This is a genomic window from Rhodoluna sp. (assembly GCF_024641065.1).
Taxonomy (GTDB): domain Bacteria; phylum Actinomycetota; class Actinomycetes; order Actinomycetales; family Microbacteriaceae; genus Rhodoluna.
Map to the genome: position 1 here is coordinate 194,687 of NZ_JAHEDV010000001.1, position 19,849 is coordinate 214,535.

The 19,849-nt window shown below is 51.1% G+C and carries 20 protein-coding genes and 3 tRNA genes; 7 read left to right on the forward strand and 16 right to left on the reverse strand.

Translation table 11 applies throughout. The annotated features are described in order from the left end of the window. Positions 1-5: 5 nt before the first annotated feature. From yajC to thrS, 9 genes are all read right to left on the reverse strand, one after another. Complete coding sequence (yajC, locus tag Q0L26_RS00925; protein WP_296646173.1) at positions 6-353, reverse strand: preprotein translocase subunit YajC; 348 nt, start codon at positions 351-353, stop codon at positions 6-8. 75 nt (positions 354-428) lie between these two features. Continuing rightward, a complete protein-coding gene (ruvB, locus tag Q0L26_RS00930; RefSeq protein ID WP_296646175.1) occupies positions 429-1,421 on the reverse strand; it encodes a Holliday junction branch migration DNA helicase RuvB in 993 nt (330 codons plus the stop codon). Continuing rightward, complete coding sequence (gene ruvA / locus Q0L26_RS00935; protein ID WP_296646178.1) at positions 1,422-2,024, reverse strand: Holliday junction branch migration protein RuvA; 603 nt, start codon at positions 2,022-2,024, stop codon at positions 1,422-1,424. A gap of 17 nt (positions 2,025-2,041) precedes the next feature. Next, positions 2,042-2,608 carry a crossover junction endodeoxyribonuclease RuvC gene (ruvC, locus tag Q0L26_RS00940; RefSeq protein WP_296646182.1) on the reverse strand — a complete coding sequence of 189 codons (567 nt, stop codon included), beginning with the start codon at positions 2,606-2,608 and terminating at the stop codon, positions 2,042-2,044. Between the two features lie 3 nt (positions 2,609-2,611). Further along, positions 2,612-3,370, reverse strand: coding sequence for a YebC/PmpR family DNA-binding transcriptional regulator (locus Q0L26_RS00945; protein WP_296646184.1), 759 nt, complete (start codon positions 3,368-3,370; stop codon positions 2,612-2,614). 45 nt (positions 3,371-3,415) lie between these two features. Beyond that, a complete protein-coding gene (pdxT, locus tag Q0L26_RS00950) occupies positions 3,416-4,003 on the reverse strand; it encodes a pyridoxal 5'-phosphate synthase glutaminase subunit PdxT (protein WP_296646714.1) in 588 nt (195 codons plus the stop codon). A 3-nt stretch (positions 4,004-4,006) separates the two neighbouring features. Continuing rightward, positions 4,007-4,912 carry a pyridoxal 5'-phosphate synthase lyase subunit PdxS gene (gene pdxS / locus Q0L26_RS00955; protein WP_296646187.1) on the reverse strand — a complete coding sequence of 302 codons (906 nt, stop codon included), beginning with the start codon at positions 4,910-4,912 and terminating at the stop codon, positions 4,007-4,009. A gap of 40 nt (positions 4,913-4,952) precedes the next feature. Next, the gene (locus Q0L26_RS00960) at positions 4,953-5,483 is read right to left on the reverse strand and encodes an HIT domain-containing protein (RefSeq protein ID WP_296646716.1); all 531 of its coding nucleotides are present in this window, start codon (positions 5,481-5,483) and stop codon (positions 4,953-4,955) included. Between the two features lie 17 nt (positions 5,484-5,500). Then, on the reverse strand, positions 5,501-7,402 hold the full coding sequence (gene thrS / locus Q0L26_RS00965) for a threonine--tRNA ligase (protein WP_296646719.1): 1,902 nt from the start codon (positions 7,400-7,402) through the stop codon (positions 5,501-5,503). A 187-nt stretch (positions 7,403-7,589) separates the two neighbouring features. Here thrS and Q0L26_RS00970 point away from each other — a divergent pair, with 187 nt between their 5' ends. Beyond that, on the forward strand, positions 7,590-8,342 hold the full coding sequence (locus Q0L26_RS00970) for a VIT family protein (RefSeq protein WP_296646190.1): 753 nt from the start codon (positions 7,590-7,592) through the stop codon (positions 8,340-8,342). A gap of 28 nt (positions 8,343-8,370) precedes the next feature. Beyond that, a complete protein-coding gene (gene mqo, locus Q0L26_RS00975; protein WP_296646193.1) occupies positions 8,371-9,843 on the forward strand; it encodes a malate dehydrogenase (quinone) in 1,473 nt (490 codons plus the stop codon). 50 nt (positions 9,844-9,893) lie between these two features. Here the strand turns inward: mqo and Q0L26_RS00980 are convergent. From Q0L26_RS00980 to zapE, 6 genes are all read right to left on the reverse strand, one after another. Continuing rightward, positions 9,894-9,968: transfer RNA gene (locus tag Q0L26_RS00980), tRNA-Val, on the reverse strand. A 20-nt stretch (positions 9,969-9,988) separates the two neighbouring features. Beyond that, a tRNA-Cys gene (locus Q0L26_RS00985) sits at positions 9,989-10,066 on the reverse strand. 28 nt (positions 10,067-10,094) lie between these two features. Further along, a tRNA-Gly gene (locus Q0L26_RS00990) sits at positions 10,095-10,167 on the reverse strand. Positions 10,168-10,241: 74 nt separating this feature from the next. Next, positions 10,242-11,519 (reverse strand): ammonium transporter, encoded by a 1,278-nt coding sequence (locus Q0L26_RS00995; RefSeq protein WP_296646197.1) that lies wholly within the window; start codon positions 11,517-11,519, stop codon positions 10,242-10,244. 68 nt (positions 11,520-11,587) lie between these two features. Beyond that, positions 11,588-12,856: an ammonium transporter gene (locus tag Q0L26_RS01000; protein ID WP_296646199.1), complete on the reverse strand. Its 1,269-nt coding sequence runs from the start codon at positions 12,854-12,856 to the stop codon at positions 11,588-11,590. A 121-nt stretch (positions 12,857-12,977) separates the two neighbouring features. Next, positions 12,978-13,979 (reverse strand): cell division protein ZapE, encoded by a 1,002-nt coding sequence (gene zapE / locus Q0L26_RS01005; RefSeq protein WP_296646201.1) that lies wholly within the window; start codon positions 13,977-13,979, stop codon positions 12,978-12,980. 90 nt (positions 13,980-14,069) lie between these two features. On the opposite strand from zapE, the gene Q0L26_RS01010 reads away from it, so the two are divergent. The 5 genes from Q0L26_RS01010 to Q0L26_RS01030 all read left to right on the forward strand — a co-directional run bounded on the left by Q0L26_RS01010 (position 14,070) and on the right by Q0L26_RS01030 (position 17,966). After that, entirely contained in the window at positions 14,070-14,969 is a 900-nt protein-coding gene (locus Q0L26_RS01010) for a sulfurtransferase (RefSeq protein WP_296646202.1), read from the forward strand. 2 nt (positions 14,970-14,971) lie between these two features. Further along, on the forward strand, positions 14,972-15,391 hold the full coding sequence (locus Q0L26_RS01015; RefSeq protein ID WP_296646204.1) for a SufE family protein: 420 nt from the start codon (positions 14,972-14,974) through the stop codon (positions 15,389-15,391). 187 nt (positions 15,392-15,578) lie between these two features. After that, entirely contained in the window at positions 15,579-16,091 is a 513-nt protein-coding gene (locus Q0L26_RS01020; protein WP_296646207.1) for a hypothetical protein, read from the forward strand. Positions 16,092-16,101: 10 nt separating this feature from the next. Continuing rightward, a complete protein-coding gene (locus tag Q0L26_RS01025; protein WP_296646210.1) occupies positions 16,102-16,689 on the forward strand; it encodes a DUF3000 family protein in 588 nt (195 codons plus the stop codon). Further along, positions 16,686-17,966 carry an HRDC domain-containing protein gene (locus Q0L26_RS01030; protein WP_296646212.1) on the forward strand — a complete coding sequence of 427 codons (1,281 nt, stop codon included), beginning with the start codon at positions 16,686-16,688 and terminating at the stop codon, positions 17,964-17,966. Before Q0L26_RS01025 ends, Q0L26_RS01030 begins: the two co-directional genes overlap by 4 nt. Here Q0L26_RS01030 and dxs read toward each other — a convergent pair. Next, a complete protein-coding gene (gene dxs / locus Q0L26_RS01035; protein WP_296646214.1) occupies positions 17,906-19,846 on the reverse strand; it encodes a 1-deoxy-D-xylulose-5-phosphate synthase in 1,941 nt (646 codons plus the stop codon). The genes Q0L26_RS01030 and dxs overlap by 61 nt on opposite strands. Positions 19,847-19,849: the final 3 nt, after the last annotated feature.

The window sequence follows — 19,849 nt, forward strand, 5'->3', positions numbered from 1 at the left end:
CGAAATTATTTTGAGGCAGGCTTTTTTGCAGCTGGCTTAGCCGGAGCTTTCGCGACCGGCTTCTTGGCAGCCGGCTTTTTGGCCGCAACCTTCTTGGCTGGCGCTTCAACGATGCCGCGAACTGCACCACGAGCAACGACCAGCTTGTTACCAGGAGTTGACTCGATCACTAGCTTGTCGTCGTTGATTTCAACAACCTCGCCGTAGATGCCGCTGTGCAGCATCACGTAGGCACCAGTCTTGAGCTGCTCAGAAAGTTCGGCGGCCTGCTTCTTGCGCTTTTTGTTGCTGGTGAACATGAAGAAAATTACCAATGCCAATGCAGCAAGTACAAAAAGGTCCTGAGGTTGCATGAGTTGCCTGTCTGAATAGATCTAAGAGTTTGAGGCACCTTTGGCGCCCTAACAATCATAGATGAAGGGATTCTGTTATTGAGGCGCGATGCCCATGTGTCTCATGGCTGCTGCAGTTGCCTGTCGCCCTCGTGGTGTGCGGACGATTAGCCCCGCGCGTACCAAATAGGGTTCAACGACAGACTCGATGGTGTCAGGCTCCTCCCCCACGGCAACGGCAAGAGTTGAAAGCCCAACTGGTCGATTCTCGAACTTCGAAATGATGACATCCAAGATTTGCCGGTCCAGGCGATCAAGACCTAAGTCATCCACCTCATAAAGCGACAACGCCTGCATTGCAACAGATTCCGAAACTTCACTAATGCCGGCAACCAGAGCAAAATCTCGAACGCGTCGAAGTAGGCGGTTGGCGATACGTGGTGTACCGCGACTGCGTTTGGCAATCGCAGCCAGAGCGTGACTGTCGATGGATACATTCAATTTTTCAGCAGCCCGTCGAATTACCTCAGATAGTTCGCCGGACTCGTAAAACTCTAAGTTTGCAGTGAAGCCGAACCTGTCTCTGAGCGGGTTTGGCAGCATGCCTGAACGCGTCGTTGCACCTACGAGAGTGAACGGCGATATCTCGAGAGGAATGGAAGTGGCACCGGGCCCCTTGCCAACCATCACGTCGACACGGTAATCCTCCATGGCCAAGTAGAGCATCTCTTCAGCCGATCTTGCCATTCGGTGAATTTCGTCAATGAACAAAATTTCACCTGGCGCTAATGATGACAGAACGGCCGCGAGATCGCCCGCATGCTGAATGGTTGGGCCGCTTGTGAGGCGCAACGGCCTTGCACTTTCATGCGCAACAATCATTGCCAAAGTGGTCTTGCCGAGGCCCGGTGGGCCAGCTAGAAGGATGTGGTCAGGCGTGCGATTCTGAAGACGCGCAGCTTCTAGAAGCAGAGAGATTTGCTTGCGAACCTTGGTCTGACCGATGAATTCGTCCAAAGATTTAGGTCTAAGAGCAGCTTCGAAAGCCAAGTCTCCTGAGTCGGCGCTAACGCCGGTCGAGTCGTTCACCTATGCACCAACTGACTTTGAACCTGAAAGATGAGCCAAAGCCGACCTAAGCAAGGCATTGCGATCAGTATCCGAAGATTGCTTGGTGACTGTCTCAACAGCCTCGCTAGCAACTCTTTCGCCCCATCCAAGGCCGGTAAGTGCATCAACCAGCAATTGCTTGTTGACGCTTGGAACAGTTGGTTCCTGCGCGACAATCGCAATGTCATGGAGTTTGCCGGCCAATGTGACGCAAATGAGTTTCGCAGTTTTTGGACCGATTCCACTGACTTTGCGGAACACCTCATCGCTATCAAGTGAAACCGCTGTTGCAATTTCTTGAACGCTCAATTCGTTAAGCGTTGCAAGCGCAGACTTTGGCCCGACACCGGTTACAGATCGCAGAGCTTCAAACATCGAAAGTTCAGAGTCGGTTAAAAACCCGAACAGTGACATTGCGTCTTCACGAACAATAAAACTTGTGTGAAGAAAAACGCTCGCGCCAATTTTCAATTGCAAGGATGTTTTTGCTGTTACCGAGACTGCGTAGCCAACTCCATTGACATCCATCACCAAATAACCGGCGCGAAGAACCTGGACGAATCCCGTTAGCGAAGCAATCATCTATACAGACTAACTTCTTACTTATTTTTGGAGGCGCTTTTGATGGCAGCGTGCCATGCTGCTTGGGCAGCGGTTGTGCCGACGGCTCCAGATTGCACCTTGGCATCGAATGATCGCCAGGCGTGGCAAATAGCTATAGCCAGCGAGTCGGCTGCATCTGCCGGTTTAGGCACCTCAGCGAGGCCCAGAATCTTCGCAACCATGAATCCGACCTGGGCTTTGTCTGCACGACCTGAGCCCGTGACGGCAGCCTTCACTTCCGTAGGTGTGTGCAAAGCCACTGGGATTGAATGTTTGTGGGCCAGGAATAGGACTGCTCCGCTGATCTGTGCAGTGCCCATGACCGACCGAACATTGCTCTGCGAGAAAACACGTTCGATGGCGATTACCGATGGCTTATGGCTGACTATGAGTTGCTCGATTGACGACGCAATTGAACCCACGCGCGCAGCCAAGTCGATTTCAGGAGAACTTCGAAAAGTATGAACGTCAACGAATGAGACTTTACGAGCGTTTGATAGCTCAATGATGCCCGCGCCGCACCGGGTGAGTCCGGGGTCGATTCCCAGAATCCGGTTGCTCAACGGTTATTCCTGCTCTAGCTCGGCCAGAACCTCAGGCGACAAGTCAAAGTTCGAATAGACGTTCTGCACTTCATCCGAGTCTTCAAGTGCATCGATTAGTGCAATAACCTTGCGCGCAGTGTCAGCATCAACCTGAATAGGCATTGACGACACAAATTCGACGTCGGCGCTTTCGTAGTCAATACCTGAACTTTGCAAAGCCGAGCGAACAGCAACCATGAGGCTTGGATCAGTCGTAATCACGAACTGCTCACCGCGGTCCTCTAGGTCGTCAATTCCAACTTCTAGAACAGCTTCAAGGATTGAATCCTCAGTGGCTGATTCGTTCTTGGCTACGAGGATGATTCCCTTGCGGCTGAACTGATAGGAAACTGAACCAGGGTCTGCCATGGTTCCGTTATTGCGTGAAACAGCAAGACGAACTTCGGCGGCAGCACGGTTTTTATTGTCGGTCAGACATTCAATAAGAATTGCTACACCGTTAGGGCCATAGCCCTCGTACATGATGTTCTGGTACTCGACGGCGTCGGCACCAACACCTGAGCCACGCTTGATTGCACGTTCAATGTTGTCGTTCGGAAGCGAGCTCTTTCTACCCTTTTGAACTGCATCGTAAAGAGTTGGGTTTCCGTCGAGATCTGGACCGCCCAAACGCGCAGCCACTTCAATGTTCTTAATAAGCTTGGCGAACAACTTTGCACGGCGACCGTCAATTACAGCCTTCTTGTGTTTGGTTGTAGCCCATTTGGAGTGGCCGGACATAGTGCTCCTAAAGCGGTGAAGTTTTCTTTGAGTTTATCAGCGCGGTTAGTTAGACCGTTTTACCATGCTGACAAAATGCTGATGGATTCTGGTTTCACCGGTAACTTCGGGGTGAAAAGAAAGACCAAGAACATGATCGTTTTGCACAGCAACAATGCGCCCATCAGGCAACGCGCTCAATACTTCAACATCGCTGCCTACCCATTCAACAATTGGTGCACGGATGAATGCCGCCTTGACTGGCTCGCCAGGGATGCCAACAAAGTCCAACTCAGCTTCAAAGGAGTCAAGCTGGTTACCAAATGCGTTTCGTCTCACTGAAACATCTAGGCCACCAAATGACTCTTGGCCTTCAATTCCGTCAAGAATTTCATCAGCTAAGAGAATCAGCCCCGCGCAGGTGCCAAATGCTGGAAAACCATTGGCAATTTTCTCTCGGATAGGTTCGAGTAAGTCATACGCTCTGGCGAGTTTGGCAATAACGGTTGATTCTCCGCCGGGAATAATCAAGCCCGCGACAGACTCCAAGTCACTAAGTGTTCGAACTTGCCGTGACTCAACGCCGATGGCGTCGAGGGTGTAACCGTGCTCTCGAAAATCTCCTTGCAGAGCAAGAATTCCGAGTGGAAGCACCAATTACCAGCCGCGCTCGGCAAGACGGTGTGGTGCAGGAAGGTCAGTCACATTGATGCCAACCATTGCTTCGCCAAGACCACGGCTGACCTGTGCCAATACATCTGGGTCGTTGTAGAAGGTTGTGGCCTTAACGATTGCCTTGGCCCGCTCTGCAGGGTTACCTGACTTGAAGATCCCTGAGCCAACAAATACGCCATCAGCACCCATTTGCATCATGAGAGCCGCGTCTGCCGGAGTCGCTACACCACCAGCTACAAACATAACCACTGGTAGTTTGCCGGTTGAAGCAACCTCGCGAACCAACTCGTAAGGCGCCTGAAGTTCTTTGGCAGCAACATAAAGCTCGTCTTCAGTCTTTGCTGCAAGCGCGCGCAACTCACCGTTGATGGTGCGAATGTGCTTCATGGCTTCAGAAACGTCACCGGTGCCAGCCTCGCCCTTCGATCGAATCATTGCCGCACCTTCGGTGATGCGTCGAAGCGCTTCGCCAAGGTTGGTAGCACCACAAACAAATGGAACTTTGAACTTCCACTTATCGATGTGGTTTACGTAGTCGGCAGGGCTGAGTACTTCAGACTCGTCGATGTAGTCGACGCCGAGTGACTGCAAAATTTGGGCCTCGACAAAGTGACCGATTCGGGCCTTTGCCATAACTGGAATAGAAACTGCGCTGATGATTCCGTCAATCATGTCAGGGTCACTCATACGTGAAACGCCGCCCTGCGCACGGATGTCTGCAGGAACACGCTCGAGTGCCATGACTGCAACTGCGCCAGCATCTTCAGCGATCTTGGCTTGCTCTGGAGTAACAACATCCATGATCACGCCACCCTTCATCATCTCGGCTAGGCCGCGCTTAACTAGAGGGGTTGCAGAATTTGGACGTGAGATGTTTGATTCGGTCATGCTCACAATTCTAAGCCGAATTGAGAAGACCTATGAAACCTTAGGAAACAGTCGACCAGGCTTCGGCAATATCTTTTCGAACCTCGCCAAGCAGTCTCGGAAGAGCCTTAGTTTCGGCGATGATCGGAAAGAAATTCGCATCGTTAGCCCAACGCGGAACAATGTGTTGATGCAAATGCGAGGCAATGCCTGCACCAGCAACCTCACCCTGATTCAGGCCGATGTTGAATCCATGTGCTTTTGAAACAGTACGAACAACTTTCATTGCATGTTGGGTTATTGCGCCAATTTCAGCTACTTCTTCAGGTGTTGCCAAATCATAAGTTGAAATGTGTCGATAAGGGCAAACTAGTAGATGACCTGAGTTATACGGAAAGAGATTCAGGAGTGCATAGGCATGCACTCCCCTAAAAACAATCAAGCTTTCTTCGTCAGGTTTGTCTGGAGCCAGGCAAAAAGGACAGTCCTCATCAGCGGGTTGTTGCCCATTTTGGATGTAAACCAGTCGATGTGGGGTCCAGAGGTGTTGAAACGCGTTCGGAACTCCTGGAAGATCAGAAGACATTTCCATCCCGCGCTCAACCACGACTAGACCTGAGCCTTGGTTTTGATTGCCTCGAGAATGCGCTCGATAGCAACATCAACAGGTACACCGTTTTCTTGAGAACCATCGCGGAATCTAAAGGAAACCGCTCCGGAATCAGCATCCTCGCCACCGGCAATCAACATGAATGGAACGCGATCTTTAGTGTGATTGCGAATCTTTTTCTGCATGCGATCGTCAGAGTCGTCTACCATCACTCGCACACCGTGCTTGCGAAGTTCAGCAGCAACACTGTGCAAGTAATCCGAGAACGCATCGGCCACCGGGATTCCTACGACCTGGACAGGCGCCAGCCACGGAGGAAAGTGCCCTGCATAGTGCTCGGTTAGAACACCGAAGAACCGTTCGATTGATCCAAAGAGAGCACGGTGAATCATCACTGGGCGTTGTTTTGAACCGTCCGCCGCAGTGAACTCCAGGTCGAAGCGCTCAGGAAGATTAAAGTCGAGCTGAATTGTAGACATTTGCCAGGTGCGACCAATTGCGTCTCTCGCCTGAACCGAAATTTTAGGGCCGTAGAACGCGGCACCACCCGGATCTGGAACAAGTTCTAGGCCAGTGGCAGTTGCAACTTTCTGAAGAGTTGCTGTTGCCTTTTCCCAGATATCATCGGCGCCAACGAACTTTGGGTTGCCCTCTTCGCGCGTTGAAAGCTCAAGGTAGAAATCGTCGAGGCCGTAGTCACGCAAGAGACCAAGAACGAAGCCAATGACATCAGTTAACTCTTGCTCCATGTTGTCTGGCGTGACGAACAGGTGGGCGTCGTCCTGGGTCATACCGCGCACACGGGTTAGTCCGTGCAATACGCCTGACTTCTCATAGCGATAAACCGATCCGAATTCGAACATTCGAAGTGGTAAATCACGGTACGAGCGAGCCTGAGATTTGAAGATAAGAATGTGGAACGGGCAGTTCATCGGCTTAAGGTAGTAGTCCTGACCCTGCTTGCGAACAACACCGTTTTCGTCTATCTCTTCGTCCATTTTCATCGGTGGGAACATGCCATCGGCATACCAACCAAGGTGACCAGAGATTTCAAACAGATTCGACTTGGTGATGTGCGGCGAATAAACGAAGTCGTACCCCGATTCCTCATGACGCTTGCGGCTGTAATCCTCCATCACACGACGGATGATTCCACCCTTCGGGTGAAAAACAGCAAGACCCGAGCCAATTTCTTCAGGGAAGCTGAACAGGTCGAGTTCAGTGCCAAGGCGACGGTGATCACGGCGGGCAGCCTCTTCGAGGCGCTCCTGATGAGCACGAAGTTCATCCTTCGTAGGCCACGCAGTGCCGTAGATGCGCTGAAGTTGCTTGTTGTTTTCGTTACCTCGCCAATAGGCAGCAGCAACGCGGGTAAGGGCGAAACCGTTACCGATCATTCGAGTATTTGGCAGGTGCGGACCGCGACAAAGGTCACGCCAGACGGTTTCACCTGACTGCGGGTCTACGTTGTCATAAATTGTGAGTTCCCCAGCACCGACTTCGGCACTACCCTCGCCCAGATCGGAGCCTTTTAGGCCGATCAGTTCAAGTTTGTATAGCTCGCCAGAGAGTTCAATTCGCGCATCGCCATCATTTGTGACTCTCCGAACGAATCGCTGACCAGAGCGGATGATTCGTTCCATTTGCTTTTCGAGGGCCTTGAGGTCTTCTGGAGTGAATGAATCAACAACGTCGAAGTCGTAATAAAAGCCATCGCGAATCGGAGGCCCGATGCCCAACTTGGCCTCAGGGTTTATGGTCTGAACAGCTTGAGCAAGAACGTGAGCGGCAGAGTGCCGAAGAATGTTGAGACCGTCTTCAGAGCTAATTTCAACGCCCTCTACGACATCACCGTCAGCGAGCTTGTGGGCCAAATCGCGAAGCTCACCATTCACACGCATGGCAACAACTGACTTGGATGTAAACAACCCAAAGCCATCTGAAGCCGAAGCACCTTCTTGAAGAATGCCATCCACGGTCAGGTTAATCATTACTACCTCGCTGAAACTAAGAATTCAACAAGTCTAACCATCCAAGTTAGGCATGCCTTGCTGGTGTCGCGCCAAGAAGTGCGCTTTGATTTTGACTATGAGCAAGCAAAACATAGCCAAACTTGACGAAGAGATCATGGCCAGCCAGGAGTTCCAGCGTCAGAACATGGCTGCGAAATTGAACTGGTTGAGAGCCGGTGTGCTTGGCGCCAACGATGGAATCGTGTCAACTGCTGGACTTGTAATGGGAGTGGCGGGTGCGACCACCGACTCGGGTGCAATTCTGATCGCCGGTGTTGCAGGCTTGGTAGCTGGCTCAATTTCGATGGCAGGTGGTGAATACACCTCAGTTAGCGCCCAAAAGGATTCTGAAAAGGCTGCCCTCGACAAAGAACGTCAGGAACTTGCTGATAATCCTGAACTCGAATTGCGTGAACTGGCTTGGTTTTACGAGCAAAAAGGTCTGAGTCTAGAGTTGGCGACCAAAGTTGCGGCAGAACTGACCGAAAAAGATGCCCTCAAGGCTCATGCAGAGGCAGAACTTGGTATCGACTCTGAGCAGCACGTTAGCCCTAGCCAAGCAGCACTATCTTCTTTCGTGGCTTTTGCAGGCGGATCACTTCTTCCTTTGCTTGCCGTAACCGGCCCTTGGGTTGCCTACCGGATTCCCGTAACTGTCGCTGCGGTAATTGCTTCTCTTGCTGTGACCGGATACGTTGGCGCAAAAATCGGTGGTGCCAAGTCGGGAAAAGCCATCATTCGCAATGTGATCGTTTCAGTAGCCACAATGGGAATCACCTACGCGATTGGTACTTTTGTCGGTTCTATCGTGCCTGGAGCCGCAGTCTAGCCACTGGCCGAGAAGTTATGCTTATCAAGTGAGTAAGCTAAAAAACCCTGACGTAATCCTCATCGGTGCGGGCGTCATGAGTGCAACTTTGGGCACCTTCTTGAAGTTGCTGAACCCGAGCATTTCAATCGAAGTTTATGAGCGTCTCGATGCGGTTGCTCAAGAAAGTTCAAATCCCTGGAATAACGCCGGAACCGGGCACGCCGCACTTTGCGAGCTTAATTACATGCCTGATTCCAAGGATGGCACGCTGCCAGATCCGACCAAGGCAATTGCGATCAACGAGCAGTTTCAGCTGTCACGTCAGTTCTGGAGCTACCTGGTTGAAAAGGGCATTCTCGCTGCACCAAAGAGCTTCATTCACTCAACACCGCACATGACTTTTGTTCGCGGTGCCAAGGATGTTGATTATCTAGCTCGCAGATTTGAGTCGCTAAAGACCCAACCGCTCTTCGAGGGAATGCAGTTCTCAACTGACCCTGCGCAGATTGCCAAGTGGGCACCTCTTCTTATTGAAGGAAGAACTAACTCTGAGCCCATTGCGGCTACCTTCATCGACTCTGGAACCGATGTTGACTTTGGAGCTATTACTACCCAATTATTTTCTTGGCTTGGAGCCACAGGTGTTTCAGTTAAGACGAGCACCGAGGTCACATCAGTAAAACGCGTTGGTGAAAACTGGAGGGTTACTAGCAAGGATTCACAGGGCGTTCAGCAAAGCAGTGAAGCCAAAACTGTGTTCGTTGGTGCTGGTGGCTGGGCCCTCAAGTTGCTTCAATCTAGCGGGATTCCTGAGGCCAAGGGATTTGGCACCTTCCCGGTTGGCGGTCAATGGTTGCGGACTGATAACCCAGACCTGATAACTAAGCACAGAGCAAAGGTCTACAGCCAAGCCAGTGTCGGCGCTCCCCCAATGTCGGTTCCGCACTTGGATACCCGAGTGGTGAACGGCAAAACCAGCCTTCTCTTCGGTCCATACGCGACAGCGAATCCAAAATTCTTAAAGAATGGCTCGATTCTTGATTTGCCTTCGTCCCTGCGACCTTCAAATCTGATTCCTTACATATCGGTTGGTTTAAGCAACTTTGGCCTGATCAAGTACTTGGTTGGCGAATTAGCTAAAAATAAGGCCAAAAAATTTGAGTCACTCAAAGAGTTCATGCCAACCGCTAAAAGTCAGGATTGGCAACTACTAAACGCCGGCCAACGTGCTCAGGTAATCAAAAAAGACGCAAAAAAGGGCGGCGTGCTCCAATTTGGCACCGAAGTGATTGCTTCTGCCGATGGATCGATTTCAGGCTTGCTAGGAGCTTCGCCAGGCGCCTCGACGGCTGTACACGTGATGCTGCAGGTTCTAGAGCGAAGTTTCCCGGCGGAATTCAAGCAGGGGCAGTCAAAGCTGCAAGAAATCATTCCTAGCCTTGGTTCCTCTTTGAATGGCGACCGCGAAGCTGCGCGTAGGAGCCTCGCCCGAACTGCAGAAATTCTCAAACTGAAATAGCTTTAAACAACTAATCCCCTAGCCAAAAACGGCTGGGGGATTTTTTTATTTGGTGGTCGATACTGGGATCGAACCAGTGACCCCTTCCATGTCAAGGAAGTGCGCTACCGCTGCGCCAATCGACCATTTTTGTTGCTGGATTTCTTGGAGGTGGAGACGGGATTTGAACCCGTGGGTTTACAGCTTTGCAGGCTGTTGCTTTGGGCCGCTCAGCCACTCCACCATGCTTTGCGAGGCTTACGCCCACTGCGAGCGGATGACGAGATTCGAACTCGCGACCCCAACCTTGGCAAGGTTGTGCTCTACCAACTGAGCCACATCCGCATGCCTTCTTTCGAAGACTTAGATACTATAACCCATGTTTTGGGCCTCGCGCAAATCCAAGCAAGATGTGTGAATTAGCCCTTCCAAGACCAGCGTGGATCTGACTCGGAATAGGCATTCTCACCGTGCAGAACTAAGTCAACTCCGGCGATTTCATCCGTGCTCTTTACTCGGAAACCAATAGTTTTTTGGATTAGCCACCCAAGCGCATAGCTGATAACAAAGGCATAAACCAGAACAACTGCCACACCGATAGCCTGCTTGCCGAGTTGCTCGAACCCAGCGCCAAGGAACGCACCAACACCGGTGCCAAAAAGGCCAATCCATAGGGTTCCAACAATTCCACCAACCAGGTGAATACCAACGACATCCAGCGAATCGTCGAAACCCAGTGTGTATTTCAACTCAATGGCTAGTGCGCAAACGACTCCCACAACGAGACCTAGGCAAAGAGCCCAAACAGGGTGAAGGTAGGCACAGCTAGGAGTGATTGCAACCAAGCCAGCTACGGCGCCAGAGGCTGCTCCAATTGAGGTCGGTTTCTTGTGTGCTACCTGTTCGTAAACAATCCAGCTAATCATTGCACCTACCGGAGCGGCCAAGGTGTTTATGAAAGCCAAGGATGCAACACCATCTGCCGCCAGTTGAGAGCCGGCGTTGAAGCCAAACCAGCCGAACCAAAGGATTGCAGCACCAATGAGGGTTAGTGGCACGTTGTGCGGCGCGTGCATGCCTTTGGTGAAGCCGAAGCGTTTTCCGAGAACCAGAGCCAGAGCAAGTGCCGATGCGCCAGATGCAACCTCAACAACTGTTCCACCAGCGAAGTCCATCACTCCTACGTTGTAGACCAACCAACCGCCGTCGGTGATCTTTCCACCTTCGACAGTGAAGTTGAAGATCCAGCTGGCGACCGGAAAATAAACCAGCACCGCCCAAAAAGCACCAAACAGCATCCATGAACCGAATTTTGCACGGTCAGCAATTGCACCAGAAATCAGGGCGACGGTAATGATAGCGAAGGTTCCCTGAAAACCAGCGAAACTCAGTTCGAAGCCATCTCCGCCTTTGGCCGCATCTAGGGCTGAATTCAGGAAAAGTTTGTCCAAATCTATCCCGAAAACACCGTCGAATCCGATGAACGTGCCGCTACCCGCAGAACTGAAACTTATGGCATAGCCGAAAACCACCCACATAAGACCGATTAGGCCGAGGGAACCGAAACTCATCATCATCATCGAGACAACACTCGATGCGCGAACCAACCCTCCATAGAAGAACGCCAGCCCAGGTGTCATGAATAACACAAGCGCGGAGCAAATAATGAGGAACATTGTGGTGTTCTGATGAATCATTTGGAGCCCTTCTTTGAAACGCGCTAAAAGGAGAGACCTTACGGCCTCTCCTTTTAGCGACTAACTATTTAGCCGCGGTCTGCACCGAATGCATAGGCTTCTTCACCGTGAACAACGGTGTCGATGCCTGCAATTTCGTCTTCTGCCTTCACACGGAAGCCCATGGTCTTTTCGACGATGAATCCGATGATAAGAGCCATCACGAAGCTGTAGACCAAGACGGCTGCGGCTCCAAGAGCCTGAGCTCCAAATTGGTGCCAGCCGAAGCCGAATGCTGCGCCAACTCCGTTGCCGAAGATACCGATGAACAATGTACCGATGATGCCACCGACTAGGTGGATACCTACTACGTCAAGCGAGTCGTCGAAACCAAGGCTGAACTTTAGGTCGACAGCTAGCGCACAAGCGGCACCGGCGATGAGACCAAGCAGAATCGCATACATTGGGTCAAGCACTGCACAAGCCGGAGTGATGGCCACAAGACCAGCCACAGCGCCTGAACCAGCACCGATTGAGGTTGCTTTTCCGTGCTTGAACTTCTCAACAAGGATCCAGCCCAACATTGCAGCTGCTGGAGCAGCAAGAGTGTTGATGAATGCGATTGAAGCGATGCCATCGGCAGCTAGCTCTGAACCTGCGTTGAAGCCGAACCAACCGAACCATAGCAAAGAGACACCAAGCAGAGTTAGTGGCACGTTGTGAGGCTGGGTGATTCCTTTGCTGAAGCCGAAGCGCTTGCCTAGCACGATAGCAAGTGCAAGACCTGCTGCACCCGCATTGATGTGAACCGCGGTACCACCGGCGAAGTCAATTACACCTAGGCCATAAACAATCCAGCCACCGTCAACAACTTTTCCATCTTCTAGAGTGAAGTTGAAAACCCAGTTAGCCACCGGGAAGTAGACGATAGTTGCCCAAAGGCCCGCGAAGACCATCCATGCACCAAACTTTGCACGGTCAGCGATAGCACCTGAAATAAGTGCCACGGTGATGATTGCAAAGGTTGCCTGGAAAGCTACGAACGCCATTGACGGGAATGCTCCGGTTGGGGCCGCTGCATCAGCAACCTGAGCCTCGAGTCCCAAGAATGAAGTGTCAATACCGAACCAACCGTCGATACCAACGAAGCCTTCAGTACCTCCGTTAGCAAATGCGATTGCATAACCGTAAAGCACCCAAAGCACCGCGATAAGCCCGAGGGAGCCGAAGCTGAGCATCATCATGCTGACAACGCTCTTGGCCTTGACCATACCGCCATAGAAGAACGCCAAGCCTGGCGTCATAAGCAGCACTAGAGCTGCTGAAATTAGGACGAATGCTGTGTTTCCTTGATCCACTTGTTTGCCTCTCTCTAAGTAAACAAATTGGCACCAAGATTGGCTTGGTGACAATAGAGAGTTTGACGCACTCAAGTTTCGGGAGTTAGCCCAGAATGTTTCGTGTTTGTAAAACGTGAAGCTAACTCGTCATTGCGCCAATACGCGAGACGGCACGAAGGTACTTCTTTCGGTAGCCGCCTGAAAGATAGGAATCGGCAAAGGCTTCAGTAAGAGCGATACCGGTGGCACGAATGCGAATCTGCGCCTCATAAGCTCGGTCTACGAACGAAACGAAGCGCAAAGCATCAACCTGGTCAGTCAACACGTAGGCATTTTCGATTCCCAGAAATTCAACAGACTCAAGCAAGAGCCCGTATCGACTTGGATGAATAGTTCCAAGGTGCTTCAGCAATACCGAGAAATCGTTCACAGCTGTCTTGTCGTGCGCGCCAGTCTGCAACCACTCGGATAATTCGTGCGCACTGAAAATCTTCGGTTCGATAGTGGTTGGTCGGTGACGGTGATCTTCACCATCGATTCGCACCATCTCGAAACGATCGGCGATACCGAGAATCTCTCTTGCAAAATCGGCTGCAGCAAATCTGCCTTCACCCAGGGCATTTGGTGGCGTATTACTAGTTGCGGCAAAGCGAACGCCGCCTTTTGCTAATTCATTCAGCAATCTCGACATCATCATCGTGTCACCCGGGTCATCGAGCTCAAATTCATCTATGCAGACCAACTCAAACTTTGCAAGGGCCTTTACCGCTTCGGCAAAGCCCAAGGCACCAATCAGTGAAGTGTAGGCAATAAAGCTTCCGAAAACTTTGCGCCCTTTGAAACCATGCCAAATTCCCGCCAAAAGGTGAGTTTTACCAACACCGAATCCGCCATCCAAATAAATCCCTGGAGCCAAAGGCTCAGGCTTCGCGAATAACCTGCGAGTGGATTTCTCGCCAATGAAGGCTTTTGCACGATTAAGCGCAAAAGCTTGACTGTCATATTCAGCGTGAGGGAGGTAATTATTGAGGCTTGCAAGGGCAAATTCGCGTGGAGGCACTAATTCCGCAAGTAAATCAGCAACCGATGGGTTCGGAAATACTTTCGTCAGGTCTATAAATGTGCCAGATACGGTTGCCAATTATTACCTATCGGTTTGTGCTTCAGCTTTTGCAAGTTAATCTAGAAGGAGTCTTCGCTTAGAAGTCTAATTAAGCAGCGGGAGTCATCGATGCCAATCGAAATCGAATCAAATGCAAAGTTTGCCGAGTATGCAGACCCTTCGACCCTAGTTTCAACCGAATGGTTGCAAAATCACCTAGGCAAGGACGGCTTGGTAGTTCTCGAGAGCGATGAGGACGTTCTCCTTTATGAAATTGGTCACATTCCTTCTGCTCGCAAGATTGACTGGTTCACAGAGCTAAATGACGCGGTTTTGCGCGATTACCTTACAGCCGAGGATTTCTCAAAGCTCCTTAGCGAAAAAGGCATCAAGCGAGACGACACTGTGGTTATTTATGGCGACAAGAGCAATTGGTGGGCAGCATACGCGCTTTGGGTATTCAAATTGTTCGGTCACCCAGATGTTCGCTTGCTTGACGGGGGGCGAGATGCCTGGATCGCTGAAGGTCGCGAACTGACCCGCGAAGTGGAAGCTGTAGTTCCAACTGATTACCCGGTTGTTCTCCGCGATGACTCAAAGATTCGTGCGTTTCGTGACGACGTGCTTGCGCACATTGGCCAAGCGATGATCGATGTGCGATCTCCTGAGGAATACACCGGTGAGCGCACGCACATGCCGGCTTACCCAGATGAGGGCGCGCTTCGCGGCGGTCATATTCCTGGGGCAAGGTCTGTACCTTGGTCGCGAGCGGCTGGCGAAAACGGCGTTTTCAAGTCACGCGCAGAGCTAGAAGCAATTTACTTGGGCGAGGCCGAACTAAAGAATGGCGAAGATGTTATCGCTTATTGCCGAATTGGTGAGCGCTCTAGTCACACCTGGTTCGTATTGAAATACTTGCTCGGCTTCGCGACAGTAAGAAACTATGACGGTTCTTGGACTGAGTGGGGCAGCCTAGTTGGTGTTCCTATCGTGAAGGGCGCTGCCCCCGGCGCGCTGAGTGAGAGATAGTTTTGCAGGCTCTCGAAGAGATCGTTGAAGATTTCAACGCACTCGGCCTCAAAGACCGACTAAACCTCCTCTTGGAGTTCTCGGATGCTTTGCCCGAACTGCCAGAGCGATATGCGTCTCACCCAGACCTTTTTGAGCGCGTAGAGGAATGCCAATCTCCTGTCTTTCTTTTTGTCGAAGTCGATCAAGACGACATCGTTAGCCTCTTCTTTACAGCACCCGCTGAAGCACCGACCACTCGCGGCTTTGCCAGTATTTTGAAATCTGCTCTAGACGGTCACTCAGTGCGCGAAGTACTCGAAGTTGATGACGACTTTCCTTCCAAAATTGGTTTGTCAGACGCTGTCTCTCCGCTTCGTATGCGAGGCATGCGAGCTATGCTCGCGCGCATCAAACGTCAGGTCAAAGAAAAGTCACACTAACGTGGCCTTATCAAATGGCAGAGATCTATACGAGTCAATTGCGAGCCAATTGACTCATGGTTGGAATGTAATTCACGCTTTCGCTCCCGGATACACATCTATTGGCGAGGACCAGACCTCGAAGTCGATTGGAAACGAATTCGACAGGAACTTTCTCATAGAGATGCGCAGGCACTCGGATGCAATAGTGACAACCGGCAAAACCGCTATAGCCGAGAATTACCGTTCATCAAAGTTCGCAACAGTTTCGGTACTTAGCGAAAACTTCGACTTCAAAAACTCCAACCTTGCTAGTCGCTCCCCCGAGCTGAATCTCTTGTTCACTCACCGGGGTTCAGTGGCTGACTTAGTCAACCAAGACGAAACAGTCGTTCGGAAAGTACTGCTAAACACTGCACAGGAGCCATTTGAACAAATCAAAATATGTCTATCTGAAACCGTACCGACAAAACTACTTTTCGAGGGTGGACTAACTTCACTTAGACAGCTTCTGACGAGCCAGACTCAAGTAAGAGTTTTCTTCACACTCCTAAATGAAACAGGCGTTCACGCAGAACGCGTTACGAGAGATTTGTCAGATTTATTGAGCACACAATTAGAACTGCTTTCGATTCACACAGACGATAGAAATACTTACCTTGTGCTTGATACAGGAACCTCTAGCGGCGTGGCAACGGACGGTGGCCAACACGTTGCATAACCTTAGATAGATGTTTGAATTTGAAGCCCCAACGGCCGCCTCGACCGAATTTCTGCTAGCACTCGAGTCGCTCAAACATGCTTCAATTCGGGATGAATTGATCGTCGATCAGATCGATGCGCCGGCAAATATCGGCACCAACGCTATTGCTTTCGCCGCCGACATCAGATCTTCAGTGGTTTCCGGACACAACGATCTTGGAACCGGGCGCTTTGTTCTAGTTTGGGAACCAGTTCAACTAGAAGCCTGGCGCTCTAATTTTCGCGTAATTTCATTTGCCAAATCACCGCTTGAAACAAACATCGGAGACGACGAGCGTATTGCCGACGTTGCCTGGGCGTGGCTAAACGAATCATTGAATTTTCGAGGGGCCACTTTTGAAGCCCCGGCGGGCACGGTGACAAGAATAAATTCCTCTGGCTTCGGTAGTCTCAGTGGTCAAAGCGATCATGCCGAGCTCGAAATGAGAGTTTCTTGGTCACCGCTATCAAGTCAGGCTGAGCGTCATTTCGAGGCGTGGCAAGACCTTGTTTGTATTCTTTCTGGATTGCCATTGCTACCAACCGGTGTTTCATCGGGCAAATTTGGTGCTAGATGAGTAAAGAGTCCACCGCTAACAACCACTCCGAAGAAGTCGAGGCAGTTTTGCCGCTTTTGGCTAAACCCCGCGCCAGCGAAATATCTCTAGTAGAGACGACAGACCAATTGAGGTCTGCAATTGCTATCCTCAAGAATTTCCCAGGACCATTCGCGCTCGATGCCGAAAGAGCATCCGGCTTCAAGTACTCTCAACGTGCTTACCTAATTCAGGTGCATCGCAGAGGTTCACCTATCTTCCTGATTGATCCAATTTCAATCAGCCCTACTAGCGATCTCGCGGATTTCACTGAACTGGCAGATTTGCTTTCTTCTGACATTTGGATTCTTCACGCCGCAACGCAGGACATTCCTTGTCTGAGCGAACTTGGACTTGTGCCAACGAGCGTTTTCGACACTGAACTTGGCTCCCGCATCGCCGGCCTTGAACGTGTTGGACTCTCAGCAGTAACTGAAAAGCTCCTCGGTTTGCGGTTAGCAAAGGAACACTCGGCGGTTGACTGGAGCACTAGGCCACTTAGATCTGACTGGCTTAATTACGCAGCTCTGGATGTCGATGTCTTGCCAGACCTGCACGAAGCAGTTGCTGAAGTGCTCGTGGCCGAGAACAAAATTGACTGGGCATCGCAAGAGTTTGATCATGTGGCTAAATTCAAGGCCAAGAGCCCGAATCCAGAAAAGTGGCGTGCAATGTCAGGTCTTCACGAAGTGAAAGATTCAACAAAGCTAGCAATTGCTAAGGCCGTTTGGACTGCCCGTGAACAACTGGCACAAAAGCTTGATGTTTCGCCTGGTCGCCTAATTCCAGATGCATCTATCGTTGCTGTAGCGAGAGACACTCCAAGGTCGCGTCCTGAACTGTCGTCGATGAAATCATTCGCCGGACGTGCATCTCGGTCGTACATTGACACCTGGTGGGGTGCAGTTCAAGCGGGCTATTCAGACAGAAACCCGCCGCCGGTTCGTGTTAAATCAGAGGGTATACCCAATCATCGAACTTGGCCGAGTAGGTTTCCTGAAGCTCACGCTCGTCTTGTGCAATGCCGGGAGTTGATTTCAGCTCGTGCGACTGAGTTGAACTTGCCTCAAGAGAATCTAATTACTCCAGACTTCATAAGGACTCTCTGCTGGCAACCACCAGTGGAAATTTCAGAATCAGCCGTTGCCGGTGAGCTTGCGAAACTTGGTGCCCGAGAGTGGCAAATCAACGAGGTTACTCAGTTGTTGATTGAAGGTCTAGCCGCAGTTCCAGTGCCAACTTCAACAGACTTGGCGTGAGGCACTTTCGAACCAACTACCTGGGCAACGATGTCCATTGCAATAGCCTGCGCACTGAGGCCAACTCGATCTAGAATTTCGTCACGTGTTGCGTGCTCAAGGAACTCATCAGGCAGACCAACTTCATTTAAGGCTGTGTCAACCTGTGCTGCTCTAAGGTCTTGGCGAACTCGCGTACCGATTCCACCTACCTTTAGACCATCTTCAATTGTCACCACTAGGCGGTGTGCTGCCGCGAGCGAGACAACTGACTTAGGAACAGGCACAACCCATCGAGGATCAATTACGGTGCTGCCAATACCCTGAGCCGCAAGTAATTCAGCAACTCTAAGAGCGGTTCGAGCCATTGCGCCAACAGCAAGAATCAATACATCCTTGGAAGCACTCTCTAGCAAGACGTCTACGCCGTCAGCGGTCCTTCTGATTGCAGGTATCTCTGCACCAACACTGCCCTTCGAATAGCGAATCATCGTTGGAGCATCTGAAATCACTACCGCTTCATTTAGCTCTTCACGTAAACGAATGGCATCTCTTGGCGAAGCGATTCTGATGCCGGGAATAACCTGCATTACAGAGAGGTCCCACATTCCGTGGTGGCTGGCACCGTCGGGTCCTGTTACACCAGCGCGATCGAGAACGAAGGTTACTCCGGCCTTGTGGAGGGCAACATCCATGAGCACCTGATCAAAGGCTCGGTTTACGAAAGTCGCATAAAGCGCAACCACCGGATGCAATCCACCGAATGCCATACCAGCCGCAGAAGTAACTGCGTGCTGTTCGGCAATGCCGACGTCAAATACGCGCTCGGGATAAGCCTGAGCAAACGCGTCAAGACCAACCGGCTTCAACATTGCACCTGTAATTGCAACTACTTCGGAGCGCTTAGCAGCAATTTTGACGAGCTCCTCACCAAAAACCGAAGTCCAGGTCTCGCCAGAAGAAGCTTCGAGGGACTCGCCGCTTGTCGGGTCGATTTTGCCAACCGCGTGAAACTGGTCATCTTCGTTTAGCATCGCTGGGTCAAAGCCGCGACCCTTTTGTGTGATTGCGTGCACAATTACTGGAGCCGCGTATTTCTTGGCTTGAGTTAGGGCCTGCTCCATAGCCTGAAGGTCATGCCCGTCAACTGGGCCGATGTACTTAATGTCGAGGTTAGGAAACATGCCTTTCGGAGCAAAAGTGCTTAGTAAGCCCTTACCTGCACCGCGGAACGCTGAGTACGTCAATCTACCGATAAGGCCGAACTTGTAAAAGAGTTTCTTGCTTAGTCGATATAGACGACGATAGTTTGCGTCAGTTCTCACATCGTTCAGATAACGTGCCAAGCCACCAATGGTAGGCGCATAAGATCGGCCGTTATCATTTACGACAATTACGAGCTTTCGGTCGTTATCGTCAGAAATGTTGTTTAGGGCCTCCCATGCCATTCCACCGGTCAAGGCACCGTCACCAATTACGGCGACAACATAACGATCATTCTGGCCAGAAAGTTTGAATGCGCGAGAAATGCCGTCTGCCCAAGAAAGCGATGACGAAGCGTGTGAACTCTCAACTACATCGTGTTCAGACTCAGAACGCTGTGGATAGCCGGCGATGCCATCCTTTTGTCGCAGAGTGCTCAAATCGCTTCTGCCAGTAAGCATTTTGTGCACGTACGACTGATGCCCCGTGTCGAAGATGATTGGATCCTTGGGTGAATCAAACACCCGGTGAATGGCCACCGTTGTCTCAACTACCCCCAAGTTAGGACCAAGATGCCCACCAGTTTTGGCTACGGCCGAAACCAAACCCTCACGTAGTTCACCACAGAGCGCTACTAATTCAAGTTGATTTAGTTTCTTTAGGTCCTCAGGACCTTGAACCCTCTGCAGGATAGACATACA

Bases quoted from the DNA above. Each gene is read 5' to 3' on its own strand.
- yajC (WP_296646173.1), bottom strand. From the start codon at position 353: ATGCAACCTCAGGACCTTTTTGTACTTGCTGCATTGGCATTGGTAATT.
- ruvA (WP_296646178.1), bottom strand. From the start codon at position 2,024: ATGATTGCTTCGCTAACGGGATTCGTCCAGGTTCTTCGCGCCGGTTAT.
- Q0L26_RS00945 (WP_296646184.1), bottom strand. From the start codon at position 3,370: ATGTCCGGCCACTCCAAATGGGCTACAACCAAACACAAGAAGGCTGTA.
- pdxS (WP_296646187.1), bottom strand. From the start codon at position 4,912: ATGACCGAATCAAACATCTCACGTCCAAATTCTGCAACCCCTCTAGTT.
- Q0L26_RS00960 (WP_296646716.1), bottom strand. From the start codon at position 5,483: ATGGAAATGTCTTCTGATCTTCCAGGAGTTCCGAACGCGTTTCAACAC.
- thrS (WP_296646719.1), bottom strand. From the start codon at position 7,402: ATGCGTGTGAATGGTGAGCTTCGCGATTTGGCCCACAAGCTCGCTGAC.
- Q0L26_RS00970 (WP_296646190.1), top strand. From the start codon at position 7,590: ATGAGCAAGCAAAACATAGCCAAACTTGACGAAGAGATCATGGCCAGC.
- Q0L26_RS00995 (WP_296646197.1), bottom strand. From the start codon at position 11,519: ATGATTCATCAGAACACCACAATGTTCCTCATTATTTGCTCCGCGCTT.
- Q0L26_RS01010 (WP_296646202.1), top strand. From the start codon at position 14,070: ATGCCAATCGAAATCGAATCAAATGCAAAGTTTGCCGAGTATGCAGAC.
- Q0L26_RS01025 (WP_296646210.1), top strand. From the start codon at position 16,102: ATGTTTGAATTTGAAGCCCCAACGGCCGCCTCGACCGAATTTCTGCTA.
- Q0L26_RS01030 (WP_296646212.1), top strand. From the start codon at position 16,686: ATGAGTAAAGAGTCCACCGCTAACAACCACTCCGAAGAAGTCGAGGCA.
- dxs (WP_296646214.1), bottom strand. From the start codon at position 19,846: ATGTCTATCCTGCAGAGGGTTCAAGGTCCTGAGGACCTAAAGAAACTA.